The following is a 15,930-nucleotide window of genomic DNA, read 5'->3' as shown; positions in this document are numbered from 1 at the left end:
ATATTATGTCTGCGCAAAAAGTTCTAATCCAGAGATGTTCATCCATGTGGGGTATGGCCAGCGTGGTAACACCCGTCAAGGCTTCGATGTATCGGAGCATGCTGTTGTTGATGATGGTAATGCTGTGGTTGATGGCTTCCCCGGCGCTGGCCGGCGAGCAGGGCATGCCCTCTCGCCAGTCCATCGATGAGCAGATCAGCCGGATCGAAAGCAATGATCCCCGGAGTGCGGCCGACCAGCAGGCACTGGAAACACTGAACAAAACGCGTGACGCCCTCGAGGCGCTGGAAAACACGCAGCAGGAACGCGCCGCGCTCGAGGAACGGGTCAATCAGGCCGACCGGCAGCGGCGTGAGTATCAGAATCGATTGCAGGGACTGGAGAGTGACCAGACGCTGGACAGCGAAGCGCTGGCCAATGGCTCGCTCGAGCAGCTCGAGCAGCGACTGGGCACTACCGTCGAGGCGCTCAAGCGTCAGCAGGAGCAGCTCAGTGATGTCACACGGGCCCTGATCAGTGCCCAGACCCTGCCGGAACGGGTGCAGGCCACCATCAGCGAGGCGCGACGCGAGCAGCAAGGGCTCAGCGACTCGCTGGAGGCAGGTGATGGCCGTGCGCCGAGCAGCGAACGGCGTCAGCTGGTCAATGTCCGCATGGCGCTGCTGGATGCCCGCATCGAGCTGGGGCAGCGTCAGCTGGCCAACAGCACGATACTGCGTGACGTTAATCAGGTGCATCGAGAGCTGTTGGCGCGTCAGATCGAGATCAATCAGAACGCCCTGCTGGTGCTGCAGGAAGCCATCAATCAAAAGCGGCGCGACGCCTCCGAACAGGCCATCGCCGAGGCGGCTCACATGGGTGACCACGATCGGATCAGTAATCCGGTCGTGGATGACGCGCGATCGCAGAATCGAGTTCTGGCCCGGGAGCTTTTGCGGACCACTGATCGCGCCAACACGATGATCCGGAATGGCATCAATACCCGCGCCCGGCTCGAGCAGGTGCGCCAGGTCGAGCGCACGCTCAACGAGCAGATCGAGGCCCTGCGGGGCAGTCTGTTGCTGTCACGCGTGCTGCGTCAGCAGCGCGGGGCGCTGCCGGAGGTCGACAATCAGCGCAGTCTGCAGGAAGAGATCGGTGATCTGCGCCTGCGCCAGTTTGATGTCGGACAGTCCCGTCAGGCGCTGGCCAACCCGTCGCGCTATATCGAGACGCATCTTGAAGGAGAAGAGCCACTGCCGCCCCGGGCCCGTCGGGCGCTGCTGCAGACGTTCGAGATGCGTCGTGATCTGCTCGATCAGCTGGATCGGGAGTATGGCAATCTGCTGAGCCGGGCCATCGATGTCCAGCTCAACCAGCAACAGCTTCTGGAGATCAGCCGCTCGGTACGCGATACCATCGAAGAGCAGCTGTTCTGGGTCGCCAACGGGCAGCCGCTGGGCCTGTCCTGGCTCCGGGAGCTGCCGGACCGTCTCGGGCAGCAGCTGATGGCAGGGCAGTGGCTTCAGACCCTGGGGTCGCTCCGGGCACTGCCTTCACCACAAGCGCTGCTGGCCCTGCCGCTGTTGATCGTGGCCGCCCTGATGGCCTTCTTTCGCCGTCGCATCAAGGCCTATCTGCTGGCGCTGCACGATCAGATCGGTCGTCTCAAGCGGGATACGCAGCTGCATACGCCGCGGGCAATCGCGCTCAACCTGATTCTCTCCTCGACGCTGCCCCTGCTGTTGCTGGCAGCGGGCATTGCCCTGTGGCTGGGCGGGGAGGGATTCGCCGTGTCGCTGGGCCGGGCCCTGTTGCAGCTGGCGCTGGCGCTGCAGGTCTTCGGGCTCATCCGGCGTCTGCTGGTGCCCGACGGGGTGGCGACGCGCCATTTTCACTGGCCGGCGCCCTACGTCGAGCGGCTGCGGCGCAATATCTTCTGGCTGGGGTGCAGCGTGGCACCGGTGGTCGTGGTGGCCGGCATCGCCGAGCAGGCCGACAGCCGGCTGGCCGAGCAGCCACTGGCACTACTGATCATGCTGGCGGGGCTGATGGCCATGAGCGTGTTCATGCTGCGCCTGATCCTGGCCCACGTGCCCTGGATGGGCGTGCGCCTTTTCCGGCTGCTGCTGGGGGTGGCGCTTGCCATGGTGCCGCTGGCGCTGATCGGCATGATCCTCTCTGGCTACGAATACACGGCGCTGCGCCTGTGTGGCCGCTTTATTCTGACGCTCTACATCCTGGCGCTGTGGCTGCTGGTCGAGGCCAGCGTGGTCCGCGGGCTCGCGGTGGCCGCCCGGCGACTGGCCTATCGCCGCGCCGTCGCTCGCCGGCGTGCCCAGGGGCGTGACGGCGCCGCCGAAAGCGGCGTGGACCTGATCGAGGAGCCACCACTGGACATGGAGCAGGTCAATCAGCAGTCGCTGCGTCTGTCCAAGCTGATCCTGTTTCTGATCTTCATCAGCGTGCTGTATCTGGTCTGGGCCGATCTGCTGGGCGTGCTCTCCTATCTCGACAACGTCAATATCGGGCAGATCGAGGAGGGCGAGGCCGCGGGCGGTGCCGTCAATGTGGTGACGCTGGCGGATGTCATGACCGCCCTGATCATCGTCGGACTGATGGTGATCATGGCGCGTAACCTGCCGGGGCTGCTGGAGGTCATGGTGCTCTCCCGGCTCAACCTCAAGCAGGGCAGCGCCTACGCCGTCACGTCACTATTGTCCTATACCATTGTCGGCAGCGGCATTGTGGCCGCCCTGGGGACGCTGGGCGTAACCTGGGACAAGCTGCAGTGGCTGGTGGCGGCGCTGTCGGTGGGGCTGGGTTTCGGCCTGCAGGAGATCTTTGCCAACTTCATTTCGGGTCTGATCATCCTGTTCGAGCGGCCAATCCGGATCGGCGACACCATTACGCTGGGCAATCTGCACGGTACGGTCAGCCGGATTCGCATCCGCGCCACCACGGTCACGGATTTTGATCGCAAGGAGATCATCATCCCCAACAAGACCTTCGTGACCGATCAGCTGATCAACTGGTCACTGACCGACAACATCACGCGCGTCGTGCTGACCTTCGGCGTGGCGCACGGCACCGATCTCGACCTGGCCCACCGGATTCTGCGCCGCATTGCCGATGAGCACCCTAAGGTACTGGCCGACCCCGAGCCGCAGGTGTTCTGCATGGCCTATAGCCAGGACGCCTTCAACTTCGAGCTGCGGGTGTTCGTCAATGAGCTGATCGACCGGCTGGTGGTCACCGATGAGATCAACCGCCGGGTCGATGCCGAGTTCCGGTCCAACGGCCTGCGCGTGGCGTTCCAGCAGATGGATGTGTGGCTGCACAACGAAGACGGCGACAAGCGCCTGGTGCAGCAGAAGGGCACGCGGGACGGTCGCCCGTCACCCCATGCCAGCAGCGCCCATGATGGCGATCCGGGCGACGTCACGCCCGGCGAGCTGCCCTGAGCATTCTCAGCAGGCATCGCGCGTGGCGTGCAGCAGGAACTCCCGGTTGCCGTCACCCCCGGTAATCGGGCTCTCTCCCCAAAAGTGCAGGGTGAACCCGGTCTGCTCACAACAGGTGCGCAGACGTGTCTCGACCTGTGTGTAGTGGCGCGCATCGCGCACGATGCCGCCGCTGCCGATCTGCTCGGGGGAGAGTTCGAACTGGGGTTTGACGAGGCTGAGCAGGTGCGCGCCGGTCGGCAGCAGCTTCGCCAGTTCAGGCAGAATCAGCGTCTGGGAGATGAACGACACGTCCATCACGGCGCCTGCCAGCCCATCGGGGGCCAGTGCCATGATGGACTCGACCGGTAGCTGGCGGGCATTGACGCCCTCCAGACAGTGCACGCGAGGATCCTCGCGTAAAAGCGGATCGAGCTGGTTGTGGCCGACCTCGATGCCGATGACGCGTGCGGCGCCGTGCTGCAACAGGCAGTCGGTAAAGCCGCCCGTCGACTGGCCGACATCCACAAACGCAAGTCCCTCGGGAATCACGCCGGTGGCCGCGAGCAGCGCCTCGAGCTTGAGTCCCGCCCGCGAGACGTAGCGCTCCTCGGGGTCTTCCACCACATGAAAGCGGCTCGCTTCCGGGAGCTTTTCGCCGGGCCGGGTCAGGGTGCGTGGTTGCCCCTCATTGATCAGCTGTACCCGGCCGTGGCGAATCAGGCGCTGGGCGCGCGTGCGTGACCGGACCAGCGCCTGGGCGACCAGCAGCTGATCGACACGTAACATCCTGCTCATGTTCCTGTCCTGCCATACAAGGGGAAGTGGGCCCTGCCTCGTTGCCAGGCCCTTCAGGGCATTTATTCTACCTCGTCGTCAGGGACCTGCGGGACAGTCGCGTCACCGGCGGTAAAGATTGTCTGCCAGTGATCCAGCAGCGCTTCGCGCTTGAGCGGGTCGATCAGTGCCAGCAGCCCCGGCGTCAACCGGATGGGCGCCAGCGAGTCACGGCGCTGCTCGGGGTCGGCCTGCGTCAAGAGCGGGCTGCCCAGCGGGGTCCGGGTGGTCATGATCTCTTGGCCTTCGCTTGAGGTGATAAAGCGCAGAAAGCGCCGGGCCGTTTCAGGATGTGGGGCAGTGGTCGGGATCAGGGCCAGCCGCTGCAGCGCCAGCGCATAGTCGGTGGGCACCTGCAGCGCCAGTTCGGGATGGGCCTTGACGGCGCGACGGGCGTAGGAGCCGATCAGGTTGTACCCGATCAGATAGCGTCCCTCGATCAGCCCTTCGAGCATGTCGTCGGTCGTGTCCAGCAGCTGCGTTCCGGCGGCACCCATGGCCTCGAACAGCGTCCAGGCCTCCTGCGAACGGGCCACATCCTGAGCTGCCGCCATGAAGCCGGTCGGGCTTCGTGCCGGATCATAGGTGGCCACGCGGCCCGTGAGCGCCGCGTTGTGCTGCGTCAGCAGCGCCAGCAGGCCCGTATGATCTTCAGGGGGCGGGGCAATGTCGGCGAGTTCGCGGCGATAGACCATCACCAGCGGCTCATGGGTCAGCCCGATCAGCTCATCGCGCCAGCGCGCGCGCTGCGGCCAGGCAGGATTGATGACGCCCTCGCCCAGCGATCGGGCCAGGCCGGCATTGGCCAGCCGGTACTGCTGCGCCATGGCAGAGGACATCAAAAGATCGACGTCGGGGGAAATCCGGCCGGGCTGTCGCCGATCGCCACGCGAGACGTCACGATAGTCCAGCGTGATCTGCGGGTGGCGCTGATGAAAGGCCTCGAGTACCGGACGCAGAATATCGGTTTCCGCCACGCCCTGGATGTTGAGCCGCTCGCTGCCACTGCCGGGAAAACGCAGATGATCCCGGGATGACGGAGGTACTTCCCCGGCGACGGTCGGTCCGGCGAGTGCCAGCAGCAGTCCGACAGTCACGAGTCGCTGCAGCGCCTTGAAATACCTCGACATCACGACGTCTCTCCGGGCAGAGACAGGCCGATCACGAAACGGCCGTCAAAGCGGTGATACATGACAATGTGGCCGCCGTGGGCCCGGGCCACGCCATCAGCGATGGCCAGTCCCAGGCCACTGCCGGTGCCCTGTTCCTGACAGCGATGAAACGGCCGCAGGGCATCCGCTCGATCTTCGGCGCTGATGCCCGGGCCGTCATCCTCGACATACAGCACCCGGCGGGCGGCATCGATGCCCACGGTAACCCGGCTGCGAGCATGGCGCAGGGCGTTATCGATCAGATTGCCCAGGGCCTCTTCGATCTGCCAGTCGTTGCCGCTGATCATCAGGGCCGGGCAGGGGTCGACAAGCCCGAGGTCGATACCGCCGCTGTCGGCGGCGGGCAGCGAGCGTGTCAGCACGTGGCGGGCCAGCGTCTCGAGGTCGATCGGCACGCGCTTGACGGGCGCTTCGGGCGAGTCAAGACGCGTCAGCGACAGCAGCTGCTCGGCCAGGCGGGTGGCGCGGCGCGTGCCGCCCTGAATCTCGTGAAGGGCCTGCTGCCAGCGGTGCGTGTCGCTGCTTCGAAGGGCCAGCTCGGCGCTGGCGGCGATGCCGGCCAGCGGCGTGCGCAGCTGATGCGAGGCATCGCCGATGAAGCGCTGTTCGTGAATGCGCACCTGACGCTGGCGGGCCAGCAGAGCGTTGAGCGCGGCAAGCAGCTCCTCGAGCTCGCGCGGCACGGTCACATCGAGCGGGGCCAGATCGTGTGCCGTGCGGGCCTTCAATCGTGTCCGCAGGTGATTCAGCGGGCGCAGCGCCAGGCGCAGGGTCGCTAAAAGCCCGGCCACGGCCATTACCACGATGCCGGCCAGGCGCAGGCTGCTGTCGCGAAAGAGCTCAAGCGTCATGGCGCGTCGCGCTTCCAGCGTATGGGCCACCAGCAGGGTATAGGGCTCGCGGTGCTGCCAGCCGGTCAGACGTGCCCCCAGGGCCCCCACCCGCAGCGACAGGTCCCCGGACTCTGCCGGACCGGCCTGAAAGGTGCCGGGGGCGGGCAGGGACGATACCAGTGCCGCCAGATCGGCATTGCCACTGACCGGATGACCGTCGTGATCGACGAGGGCATAGAAGACCCGCTCATCGCCGTGCGGTGCCAGCATGTCCAGCGCCGAGGCAGGCACATCGAACCAGAGGCGATCATCGCGCCAGCTGACATGATCGCTCATGACCCGGGCTGCCGAGGCCAGCAGACGGTCATGGGCGCGATCGGCACTGCGCTGTGCACCGTACCAGGACTGCAGCAGCAGCAGGATGCAGGTCAACAGCAGCAGCAGGGAGAGCCCGCCCAGCAGACGACGGTGAAGGCTCGCCGCTGATGCCATGACTCAGTGTCGCTCCAGGCGATAGCCCATGCCGCGCACGGTGCGAATGCGAAGATCGCTGCCGTCGAGGCGCCGCCGCAGGCGATGGATGTAGACCTCCAGGGCGTTATCGCCCAGGGTGTCGTCGCCGCCAAAGGCCTCGAGCATCAGCTTGGCGCGGCTGATGATCTGCTCGCCATGGCGCAGCAGCGCGGTCAGCAGGCGCTGCTCCCGGGCGGGCAGCGCCAGCGGCATGTGGTTCAGCTCGAGACGCTGGGTCGCCATGTGCAGGGTCAGCTGGCCCAGCGCGAGGGTCTCGGACACCGCCGGTCGCGCCCGGCGCAACAGGGCGCGTACCCGCGCTTCGAACTCGTCGAGCGAAAAGGGCTTGGTCAGATAGTCATCGGCGCCCAGGTCCAGACCGGCCACGCGATCCTCGACCGAAGCGCGCGCCGTCAGAATCAGCACCGGGGTTCGGATGTCGTGCTGACGCAGCGTGGTCAGCACCTCGAGACCGCTGCGATGGGGCAGGTTCAGATCCAGAATGACCAGGTCAAGCTGTCGGGGGCTCGAGAGATGCTCACAGGCATGATCACCGCGCGTCATGACTGCCAGCTGTTCATCATGATCGAGCAGCAGTGTTTCAAGTGTTTGTGCCAGCAGCACGTCATCCTCGATGAGCAGTAGTGCCATGAAGGCTCCGCAGCGACGAAACGGAAAGGGCGTCAGTCTACCCTGGACGGCCCGCGCCTCACGATGGTTGCGATCCCGTGGCGGCATGGCTTGCGATGGGCCGGTGGCGCTGATAAGATGCGCGCTCGGTTGATCGGGGCAGGTCGCAGCCCGGCCGGTAACGCCCTTCGATCTTCAGTAATGGTGACCCTCGATGGTCCTCTCGCAACGCGATATCGCGAACCCCGCCAGGCCCGGAAGGGAGCAACGGTAGTGATGGATGCGTGTGCCGGGATGTGGCTGTTGAGGGTTGCCACCCTCTCTTGAAGCACTTTCCCGCATGATCTCCCGATAACGATGCCATAGCGGCCAATGTCCGCATGTCGAACTGCGTCCGACCGTGTCTCTTGCCGAGCGGATCCTTCTGTCCGGTAACAGGGATTGATTGGCGCGCGTGCGCCCGGTCGATAGAATGGGCGGCCTGGCCATCCCATCGACGCCCTTGTCATGCGTCGACACTCCACCGCTTTGATTACAGGCTATAGCGCTGCATGAGCTATCAGGTACTGGCCCGCAAATGGCGGCCGCGCACATTTCACGAGCTGATAGGGCAGGAGCATGTCAGCCGGGCGCTGGTCAATGCCCTTGACCAGGGACGACTGCATCATGCCTATCTGTTTACCGGCACGCGCGGGGTGGGCAAGACCACCCTGGCCCGCATTCTGGCCAAGTGTCTGAACTGTGAAACCGACGTCACCTCACAGCCGTGCGGGCAGTGCCGAACCTGTCAGGATATCGACCAGGGCCGCTTTGTGGATCTGATCGAGGTGGATGCCGCCTCGCGTACCCGCGTCGAGGATACCCGGGAGCTGCTCGACAACGTCCAGTATGCGCCTACCCAGGGGCGCTACAAGGTGTATCTCATCGACGAGGTGCACATGCTGTCGGCGCACAGTTTCAATGCGCTGTTGAAAACACTGGAAGAGCCGCCGCCGCACGTCAGGTTCCTACTGGCGACCACCGACCCGCAAAAGCTGCCCATCACGGTGCTGTCGCGCTGTCTCCAGTTTGCCCTCAAGCGCATGACGCCCGAGCGCATCGTCGAGCACCTTGATCATGTGCTGACCCAGGAACAGACCGCCTTTGATACCGCGGCGCTGTGGCTGCTGGGCCGCGCTGCCGACGGCTCCATGCGCGATGCCATGTCGCTGACCGACCAAGCCATTGCCTTTGGCCACGGCGAGGTGCGCGAACACGACGTGATCGCGATGCTTGGCACCCTCGATCATCGCCAGATCCTGGCGCTGGCCGAGTCGCTGGCCGGCGGCGATGCGTCGGATGTACTGGCGCGCGTGGCGCATCTGGCCGAGCAGGGACCGGATTTCGCCGGCGTGCTCGATGCGCTGTGCGGCGTCTTTCACCGGCTGGCGATCGCGCAGATGGTGCCGGCGGCGCTGGACAACGCCCAGGGCGATCGCGAGGCGCTGGTGGCACTGGCCGCGCACTTCACCCCTGAAGACGTGCAGCTCTACTACCAGATTGCACTCAACGGCCGTGGCGACATGGACCATGCGCCGGAGCCGCGGACGGCGCTGGAGATGACGCTGCTGCGCATGCTGGCCTTCCGCCCGCAGGGCGCGCCCGCCCCCGAGAGCACGCCGCTGCCGATCCGCGGTGGTGCATCATCAACGTCGTCGCCGTCAGCCGATGCGGCGGCTCCGCCGCAGGTTGCACCGGACGGGGCCGCGCCCGCAGAGGCGCCCCCTCGGGAACAGGCTCCGGTGGCAAGCGATTCGGCCGCCGCCGACACGGCACCGGTTGCTGATGAGCCGCCCCCTGTCGAGCCGGCTCCCCCCGAGGAGCCGGCCGTCCCCGAGCCGGCGCCGCCATGGGATGACAGTGACGCTGCCGTGTCGCTGGCGGATGCGGCCGAAAGCGCTGCCTACGGTGAAGCGCTGCACGAGGAAGTGGGCGAGACGGCTCCTGCCGACGATGTCCAGCCGGTCGTGACGCCGGATGAACCCGCGGTGACGGATACGCATCAGGCACTGTTCGAAACGGCACCCGAGAGTGATGCGGGGCAGTCGGACGGCGAGATGCCCGGGGCGGCAGACGAGCAGGACGACGCGCTCGATGAGTACATGAATGAAGCGGTGGGGGAGAACGCCGCCGCTCAGGCCGGTGCGCTGGAAGCCATGGTGGATGGGCTCTCCGATGAGCCCGCGCCGCCGGCGCCGGAAACAGCGGCCGAGGACGAGACGGCGTTCGAGGCGCCCCGGGCCCTGCCGGTCGAGGCGGACCACACGCCGCTCGACAACCAGCGCTGGCTCGAGCTCTTTCCCGGTCTCGGGCTGTCCGGCATGACCGCCAACCTGGTGGCCAACTGCGTTGTGCACCATGATGATGGGGCGCATCTCGGGATGTGGCTGCATCACTCCCAGAGCGCCATGAATGCCGAAGTGCATCGCGAGCGTCTTGAAAAGGCCCTGGCGGCGCGCGGCCTGTCCCGACGGGTCACCATCGAGGTAGGGGAGATCGATGAGCACACCGAGACGCCGGCGCGACGCCGTGCCCGCCTCGAGCAGGCGCGATTGCAGCGCGCCATTGAAGCCCTGCAGGATGACCCGCATATTCAGTCCCTGCAGGATGTCTTCGGTGCTCGCCTGCTGGAACGCAGCGTGACCTCGTTCGAGCAGGACGATGCCGGTGGCAGTAGATGACCATGTTGATCGACAACGGTTTGAGAGAACAATCTCGAGGGAGGCAATCATGATGAAGGGTGGCATGGGCAACCTGATGAAGCAGGCTCAGGAAATGCAGGACAAGATGCAAAAGGTGCAGGAAGAAATTGCTGACACCGAAGTGCATGGCGAGTCCGGTGCGGGCATGGTCAAGGTGACCATGAACGGCCGTCACGATGTCACATCGATCGAGCTGGACCCGGCCGTGATGCAGGAAGAGAAGGAGTTTCTCGAGGACCTGCTGGCCGCTGCCGTCAACGATGCCGTGCGCAAGGTGGAAGTCAACTCGCGCACCCGGATGGAAGAAGTCACGGAAGGCATGAACCTGCCGCCCGGCTTCAAGATGCCGTTCTAGGATACGTATCATTCATGGCGACATTTTCACCGCTGATCGATCGTTTGCTCGAAACGCTGCGGGTGCTGCCGGGCGTTGGCCCCCGCACCGCGCAGCGCATGGCATTTCATCTGCTGGAGCGTGACCGCGAGGGTGGTCGTCGTCTGGCGGAGGTGCTGGGCGAGGCGCTCGAGCACGTGGGCTACTGCGACAGCTGTCGTAACCTGACGGAGAGCCGGTACTGCAGTATCTGCGAGGATACGCGTCGCGATGATCGCGCCCTGTGCGTGGTGGAGTCGCCGGCCGATCTGCTGGCCATCGAGGAGGCCGGCGGCTTTCACGGGCGCTATTTCGTGCTGCACGGCCATCTCTCCCCCATCGACGGCATCGGCCCGGACGATCTGGGGCTGGATCAGCTCGAAGCGCTGGTGCATCAACGCCAGCTGGAAGAGATGATTCTGGCCACCAATCCCACCGTGGAGGGTGAGGCGACCGCGCACTATATCGCCGAGCAGCTGCGGGCGCAGGGGGTGCGCTGCTCGCGTCTGGCCTATGGCGTGCCCATGGGCGGCGAGCTCGAGTATGTGGATGGCGGCACGCTGTCACGCGCCTTCATGGGGCGTCAGCCCTTTGGCGAGCAGGATCAGGGGTCGACGTAAGCGATCACGACTCCCGCGCAGCAATGCGCTCATGAGGAATGCCACAAGCCGCGATGCGGCTTGTTTTACTTTATTGCCGGCCGGCCCGCGTGCCGATCGGCAGCCGTAGACGGAATGACCATGCCCACTGATGTCACCTGGCACTTTATCGACACCGAGGCGGCACTCGAGCACGCCTGCGCTGACCTCGCCACCCGCGAGGCGATCGGTGTGGATACGGAGTTCATGCGCGAAACCACCTTTTATCCGGTACCGGCGCTGATCCAGCTGGGCGATGCTGATGTGGTGTATCTGATCGATCCGACGGCGGTGGCGCCCACCCCTTCGCTGCGCGCCCTGCTGGGGGACGGCGGGCCGCTGAAGATACTGCACGCCTGCAGCGAGGACATGGAGATTTTCACCCGCTGGGCGGGGGACGTGCCGTCTCCGGTCGTGGATACCCAGCTGGCCCACGCGCTGTTGGGCGAGGAGAGCTCCATCAGCTATCAGCGGCTGGTCAGCCACTGGGCCGAGCAGCACGTGCCCAAGGGGGAAACCCGCTCCAACTGGCTGCAGCGCCCGCTGAGCGAAGAGCAGTGTCGCTATGCGGCGCTGGATGTGACCTGGCTGTCGCTGATCTGGCAGCGCCAGCAGGATCGGCTTCGCCGGCAGGATCGGCTCGAATGGCTGCTCGAGGATTGTCGGGCGCTGGTCGAGGCGGCGCGCGGCACGCGCGATGACGAGCGCTGGTATCTGCGTCACCGCAACGCCTGGCGGCTCGAGCCGCGTCAGCTGGCGGCCTTTCAGCGCCTGTGTGCCTGGCGCGAGCGCGCCGTGCGCGAGCGCAATCTGCCCCGCAACTGGCTGGCCAGCGACGCCGTTCTGATGGAGATTGCGGCGGCGCTGCCGGCCAACCGCTATGAGCTGTCTCAGGTGGAGGGCGTCAAGCCCTCGCTGATCAAGCGGGAAGGGGATGTACTGCTCGAGCTGATTCAACAGGCGGCGCTGCTCGACGATGCCGTGCTGCCCTCTGTTCTGCCGTCTCCGGTCAGCGACGCCTACAAAAAGCGCATGAAGGCGCTCAAGGCAGCCGTCAACGAGCGCGCCGGGGCGCTGTCGCTGCCCTCGGAGGTTTTGGTGACCCGGCGCGAGCTGGAGCGCTGGATCAGCGCGGATCTTCAGGGCACCGACTGGCCCTTCATGACGGGGTGGCGCGGTAACGTGCTCAATGACGCCCTGGTATCGGCCCTGTCGGGACGCTCTCGTGCCCCGGCCGGCGCCCCTGACAAGCGCTGAGGCGCCCGGTCTGTCCGTGGAGAACACCATGACCCCGACACCACTGTTGTGTCAGATCTACAAGAGCCCGCGTCACGAAGAGATGTTTCTTTATGTGGACCGTACGCGCGGGCTGGCAGTAGTCCCCGAAGAATTGCTGGCAGGCTTTGGTACCCCGCAATCCATCATGATAATGGTCATGACGCCGCAGCGGACGCTCGCTCGTGTCGAGACCGCCCGGGTTATCGAGGCCCTGAAGGAGAAGGGGTATTACCTGCAGATGCCGCCCGGCGGGGATGCCCGAACGCGTGATCTGGCCTTTGACGTCAGCGCCCGGACAGACGACGACAAGGCCCCCTGATGGATGCTCTGGAGAGTGATATGCGTGAGCGCTTCTGGGAAAGATTCCAGCTCGAGGAACTGACGCCTCAGGAGTGGGAGGCTGTCTGTGACGGCTGCGGACAGTGCTGCCTGGTCCGGCTCGAGGACGAGGAGAGTCAGGAGATCGTGACGCTGTCGGTGGCCTGCCAGCTCTTCGATACGCAGGCCTGTCGCTGCAGCGACTATGAGCACCGCTTTGACCGGGTGCCGGACTGTCTGCAGCTGACACCGGAGCGGGTGCGCGCGTTTCACTGGCTGCCCGAGACCTGCGGCTATCGGCGTCTGGCACAGGGGAAGTCGCTGCCGCGGTGGCACCCGCTGCGCAGCGGCGATTCGTCCGGCGCGCGCCGTGCCGGTGTCAGCATGCACGGCATGGCCGTCAGTGAGGCGGTCGTGCCCGAAGAGGACTACGAGGACTATATCATCGCCGTGATGCCCTGCCGGTCCTGAAACCGCCGTCACGTGGCCTCATGCAAAGGGGCGCTTTTCATTGATGAAAAGCGCCCCTTTGCGATGCGCCCGATCGGAGAGTCAGTGCCTATTCATCGCAGGACAGGGACGCCCCGGGCGTCGGCCCGGTTTCCGCCAGCCCCAGCGCCCACAGGATAAAGGCATCCTGTCGGGCGACATCACGCCAGGCATGAAAGCGCCCCGAGGCGCCGCCGTGACCGGCGCTCATGTCGGTGCGCAGCAGCACCGGGCCGCGGGCGCTATCGAGCTCGATCAGGCGCGCATAGAGCTTGGCCGGCTCCCAGTAGGGCACCCTTGAGTCGTGCCAGCTGCCCTGTAGATAGACCGCCGGCCAGGGGGCGGGCTCCAGATTGTTCAGCGGCGAGTAGCTCTTGATGCGGCGATGGGCGTCGGGCTCCTCGGGGTTGCCCCACTCGGTGTATTCCGCCGTGGTCAGTGGCAGATCGGGGTTTTCCATGGTGCGCAGCACATCGACGAAGGGCACATCCAGCACGGCAGCGCAGAAGGCCTGAGGATCGAGGTTGACGCTGGCGGCCACCAGCAGACCGCCGGCGCTGGCGCCGTAGGCGGCCACGTGACGCTCTTCGGCGAAGCCGTGCTCCACCAGCACGTTGCGAGCGGCCAGGAAGTCGCGAAAGCTGTTTTCCTTGTGCGCCAGCTTGCCGGCCAGATACCAGGGCTCGCCCCGGTCACCGCCGCCGCGCACGTGCGCCACGGCAAAGGCAGCGCCGCGTGTGAGAAGCTCCAGACGCGAGATCGAAAACCAGGGGTCCAGCGTCTGGCCATAGGCGCCGTAGCCGTACAGCAACGTCGGCAGCGGACCGCGGTCGATCAGGTCGGCGCGGGCAACCACCGACACCGGCACGCGTTCGCCGTCGAAGGAGGTGGCCCAGATACGACGGCAGGCCAGATGCCCGGGCTGCAGGTCGCCATACACGGGTTGCTGACGCAGCAGACGGCGTTCGCTGCTGTCGATATCGAACTCGATCCAGCGCGGTGGCGTGGTAAAGGATTCTTCGTGCAGCCGAAGATGACGGGTATCGAAATGCGGCGTGTCGGCCAGGGCGAGGCTGCAGGGCGTTTCCGCCATGGGCAGCCACTCGTCGCGGGTCACGTCGTGATGTGCATCGAGCTGTATCAGACGCAGATGCACTTGGGCGCTGTCGTGATCCCGCTCGGTCAGCACCAGCCCCCAGGCGAAGGCATCCACGTCTTCCAGCGTCGTGTCGGCGCGGTGTTCGATCATTGATCGCCACTGTGCCGGCGTCTCTTCCGCGGCGCGCTCGAGGCAAAAGTGCACGGCGCCCTTGTTGTGGAGCACATAGAACATGCCCGGGCGGTGGTCGATACCGTACTCCACGCCGGTTTCGCGCGGATGAAAGCACCATGGCGGTGTTTCCGGGGCGGCGGCGGGAACCAGATGGGTGTCGCTGGTGTCCTTGGAGGCACTGTGAATGACCAGCCACTCACGTGAACGGGTCTTGTCCAGACCGACCCAGAACTCGACATCGCTTTCTTCAAAAAGACAGACCGCGTCGTCATGGTCGCGATGGCGGCGCCAGACCGTGGCCGGGCGCTGGGTGGTGTCATAGCGCGTAAAGAGGATCGTGGCGTTGTCTTCCGCCCAGCACAGATCGGGGCCGATGCCGCGCTCGAGACGGAGGGTCTCGCCACCGCTGAGATGACGCAGATAGAGGTCGAAATACTCGTTGCCCTGGGTGTCCAGCGTCCAGGCCATCCACTGCTCGTCTTCGGACAGCGCCAGATCGCCCAGCTCGAGAAAACCGTGATGCTGCGAGAGCGTTTGCAGATCGATCAGACACTCGTGGCCGCGGCGCTCGCTGTCGAGATGGTCGAACTGCTCGCCGATCGGATGGCGCCAGAAGACCGGATAGTCGGCATCGGATGCCGTCTCGCTCCAGTACACGAAGTGGTCAAACGGCGTGGCAAGCCCGGTCACCGAAAGCTCGCGACGGGCGAGATGGCTGTCAAACAGGGTCTGTGTCAGTGCATCGAGTGGTTCAAACCACCGATCACATTCAAGGTTCACGGCTTCAAGAAATTCGGCCACCGCCTGGTCATCCCGGTTTTCAAGCCAGTGCCAGTGGGGATCTTCGACTTTCCTGAAGCGCGCAACCGGCGCGGGGGATGGGTGTTCTTTCATGGTGTGCAGTGTAACATTGATCGCTGTATTTAACCCGGAGGTATCAAGGGCGTGCTGATTTCAGACTCGATCCCACTATTGTGGCTATGCTGGTTCGTATTATCCGTGGCGGTGCTGGTCTTCGGTTATTTTGCCATTTCATTTCTGCCACGCCTGCCGCGCTGGCTGATCACGGGCGCGGTGGCGGGGCTGCTCTGGATGCCGGCCTTCTTTTCGGTGCCGGGACCGGAATCGGAGCTTGGCTATTCGGGCTGGGCACCCTCGCTGGTGGTCACGGCAGTCGGCATCCTGCAGCACAATGGCGGCCAGGCCCTTTTTGGCGGCGTACTGCTGGCGATCGGTGCGCTGCTGGGAATGCTGGTAACCTTCTTTATCGGCCGGCGCGGTGGCCATGATCGAAGCGACGATGACCGCCCCGGCAGTGCCGGAACCGGCGGCAACGGCGCCGATCGTGATGTCTCCCGCCGACGTCGGGAGGAGGCGCCAGCGCGTCGAGAGCCTTCGCTCGGGAGATAGACG

At 65.3% G+C, this 15,930-nt stretch carries 13 protein-coding genes and 1 other RNA gene; 9 read left to right on the top strand and 5 right to left on the bottom strand.

Translation table 11 applies throughout. The features are described 5' to 3' along the window. Positions 1 to 44: 44 nt before the first annotated feature. Entirely contained in the window at positions 45 to 3,443 is a 3,399-nt protein-coding gene (mscK, locus tag M1D97_RS10910) for a mechanosensitive channel MscK (protein ID WP_456267757.1), read from the top strand. Between the two features lie 6 nt (positions 3,444 to 3,449). Here the strand turns inward: mscK and M1D97_RS10905 are convergent, their stop codons facing one another. From M1D97_RS10905 to M1D97_RS10890, 4 genes are all read right to left on the bottom strand, one after another. Next, entirely contained in the window at positions 3,450 to 4,211 is a 762-nt protein-coding gene (locus tag M1D97_RS10905; RefSeq protein WP_456270214.1) for a TlyA family RNA methyltransferase, read from the bottom strand. A gap of 71 nt (positions 4,212 to 4,282) precedes the next feature. Next, positions 4,283 to 5,389: an ABC transporter substrate-binding protein gene (locus M1D97_RS10900; protein WP_456270213.1), complete on the bottom strand. Its 1,107-nt coding sequence runs from the start codon at positions 5,387 to 5,389 to the stop codon at positions 4,283 to 4,285. Continuing rightward, positions 5,389 to 6,756, bottom strand: a complete 1,368-nt coding sequence (locus M1D97_RS10895; protein ID WP_456267756.1) for a sensor histidine kinase — start codon at positions 6,754 to 6,756, stop codon at positions 5,389 to 5,391. The genes M1D97_RS10900 and M1D97_RS10895 overlap by 1 nt, the downstream gene beginning before the upstream one ends. Before the next feature lie 3 nt (positions 6,757 to 6,759). Then, the gene (locus M1D97_RS10890) at positions 6,760 to 7,428 is read right to left on the bottom strand and encodes a response regulator (RefSeq protein ID WP_456267755.1); all 669 of its coding nucleotides are present in this window, start codon (positions 7,426 to 7,428) and stop codon (positions 6,760 to 6,762) included. Positions 7,429 to 7,619: 191 nt separating this feature from the next. Between M1D97_RS10890 and ffs the strand changes: the two genes are divergently transcribed. From ffs to M1D97_RS10855, 7 genes are all read left to right on the top strand, one after another. Next, positions 7,620 to 7,716, top strand: an RNA gene (ffs, locus tag M1D97_RS10885) — signal recognition particle sRNA small type. A 242-nt stretch (positions 7,717 to 7,958) separates the two neighbouring features. Continuing rightward, positions 7,959 to 10,127, top strand: a complete 2,169-nt coding sequence (dnaX, locus tag M1D97_RS10880; RefSeq protein WP_456267754.1) for a DNA polymerase III subunit gamma/tau — start codon at positions 7,959 to 7,961, stop codon at positions 10,125 to 10,127. A 49-nt stretch (positions 10,128 to 10,176) separates the two neighbouring features. Next, positions 10,177 to 10,503: a YbaB/EbfC family nucleoid-associated protein gene (locus M1D97_RS10875; protein WP_456267753.1), complete on the top strand. Its 327-nt coding sequence runs from the start codon at positions 10,177 to 10,179 to the stop codon at positions 10,501 to 10,503. A 14-nt stretch (positions 10,504 to 10,517) separates the two neighbouring features. Further along, positions 10,518 to 11,141, top strand: a complete 624-nt coding sequence (gene recR / locus M1D97_RS10870) for a recombination mediator RecR (RefSeq protein ID WP_456267752.1) — start codon at positions 10,518 to 10,520, stop codon at positions 11,139 to 11,141. Between the two features lie 120 nt (positions 11,142 to 11,261). Next, positions 11,262 to 12,416: a ribonuclease D gene (gene rnd, locus M1D97_RS10865; protein WP_456267751.1), complete on the top strand. Its 1,155-nt coding sequence runs from the start codon at positions 11,262 to 11,264 to the stop codon at positions 12,414 to 12,416. Positions 12,417 to 12,444: 28 nt separating this feature from the next. Further along, the gene (locus M1D97_RS10860) at positions 12,445 to 12,756 is read left to right on the top strand and encodes a YcgL domain-containing protein (protein WP_456267750.1); all 312 of its coding nucleotides are present in this window, start codon (positions 12,445 to 12,447) and stop codon (positions 12,754 to 12,756) included. 20 nt (positions 12,757 to 12,776) lie between these two features. Further along, entirely contained in the window at positions 12,777 to 13,226 is a 450-nt protein-coding gene (locus M1D97_RS10855) for a YcgN family cysteine cluster protein (protein WP_456267749.1), read from the top strand. Between the two features lie 88 nt (positions 13,227 to 13,314). On the opposite strand, the gene M1D97_RS10850 is transcribed toward M1D97_RS10855, so the two are convergent. Then, positions 13,315 to 15,411, bottom strand: coding sequence for a S9 family peptidase (locus tag M1D97_RS10850; protein ID WP_456267748.1), 2,097 nt, complete (start codon positions 15,409 to 15,411; stop codon positions 13,315 to 13,317). 51 nt (positions 15,412 to 15,462) lie between these two features. Between M1D97_RS10850 and M1D97_RS10845 the strand changes: the two genes are divergently transcribed. Then, positions 15,463 to 15,927 carry a hypothetical protein gene (locus M1D97_RS10845; RefSeq protein ID WP_456267747.1) on the top strand — a complete coding sequence of 155 codons (465 nt, stop codon included), beginning with the start codon at positions 15,463 to 15,465 and terminating at the stop codon, positions 15,925 to 15,927. The last annotated feature ends 3 nt before the right edge of the window (positions 15,928 to 15,930 follow it).

This window comes from Kushneria sp. AK178 (assembly GCF_053903105.1).
The sequence above is the reverse complement of the archived record's forward strand: the minus strand, read 5'-3'. Positions and strand labels throughout refer to the sequence as shown.

Excerpts from the sequence above, each read along its gene's own strand:
- mscK (WP_456267757.1), top strand. The coding sequence starts at position 45 with ATGTGGGGTATGGCCAGCGTGGTAACACCCGTCAAGGCTTCGATGTAT.
- M1D97_RS10905 (WP_456270214.1), bottom strand. The coding sequence starts at position 4,211 with ATGTTACGTGTCGATCAGCTGCTGGTCGCCCAGGCGCTGGTCCGGTCA.
- M1D97_RS10900 (WP_456270213.1), bottom strand. The coding sequence starts at position 5,389 with ATGTCGAGGTATTTCAAGGCGCTGCAGCGACTCGTGACTGTCGGACTG.
- M1D97_RS10895 (WP_456267756.1), bottom strand. The coding sequence starts at position 6,756 with ATGGCATCAGCGGCGAGCCTTCACCGTCGTCTGCTGGGCGGGCTCTCC.
- M1D97_RS10890 (WP_456267755.1), bottom strand. The coding sequence starts at position 7,428 with ATGGCACTACTGCTCATCGAGGATGACGTGCTGCTGGCACAAACACTT.
- dnaX (WP_456267754.1), top strand. The coding sequence starts at position 7,959 with ATGAGCTATCAGGTACTGGCCCGCAAATGGCGGCCGCGCACATTTCAC.
- M1D97_RS10875 (WP_456267753.1), top strand. The coding sequence starts at position 10,177 with ATGATGAAGGGTGGCATGGGCAACCTGATGAAGCAGGCTCAGGAAATG.
- recR (WP_456267752.1), top strand. The coding sequence starts at position 10,518 with ATGGCGACATTTTCACCGCTGATCGATCGTTTGCTCGAAACGCTGCGG.
- rnd (WP_456267751.1), top strand. The coding sequence starts at position 11,262 with ATGCCCACTGATGTCACCTGGCACTTTATCGACACCGAGGCGGCACTC.
- M1D97_RS10860 (WP_456267750.1), top strand. The coding sequence starts at position 12,445 with ATGACCCCGACACCACTGTTGTGTCAGATCTACAAGAGCCCGCGTCAC.
- M1D97_RS10855 (WP_456267749.1), top strand. The coding sequence starts at position 12,777 with ATGCGTGAGCGCTTCTGGGAAAGATTCCAGCTCGAGGAACTGACGCCT.
- M1D97_RS10850 (WP_456267748.1), bottom strand. The coding sequence starts at position 15,411 with ATGAAAGAACACCCATCCCCCGCGCCGGTTGCGCGCTTCAGGAAAGTC.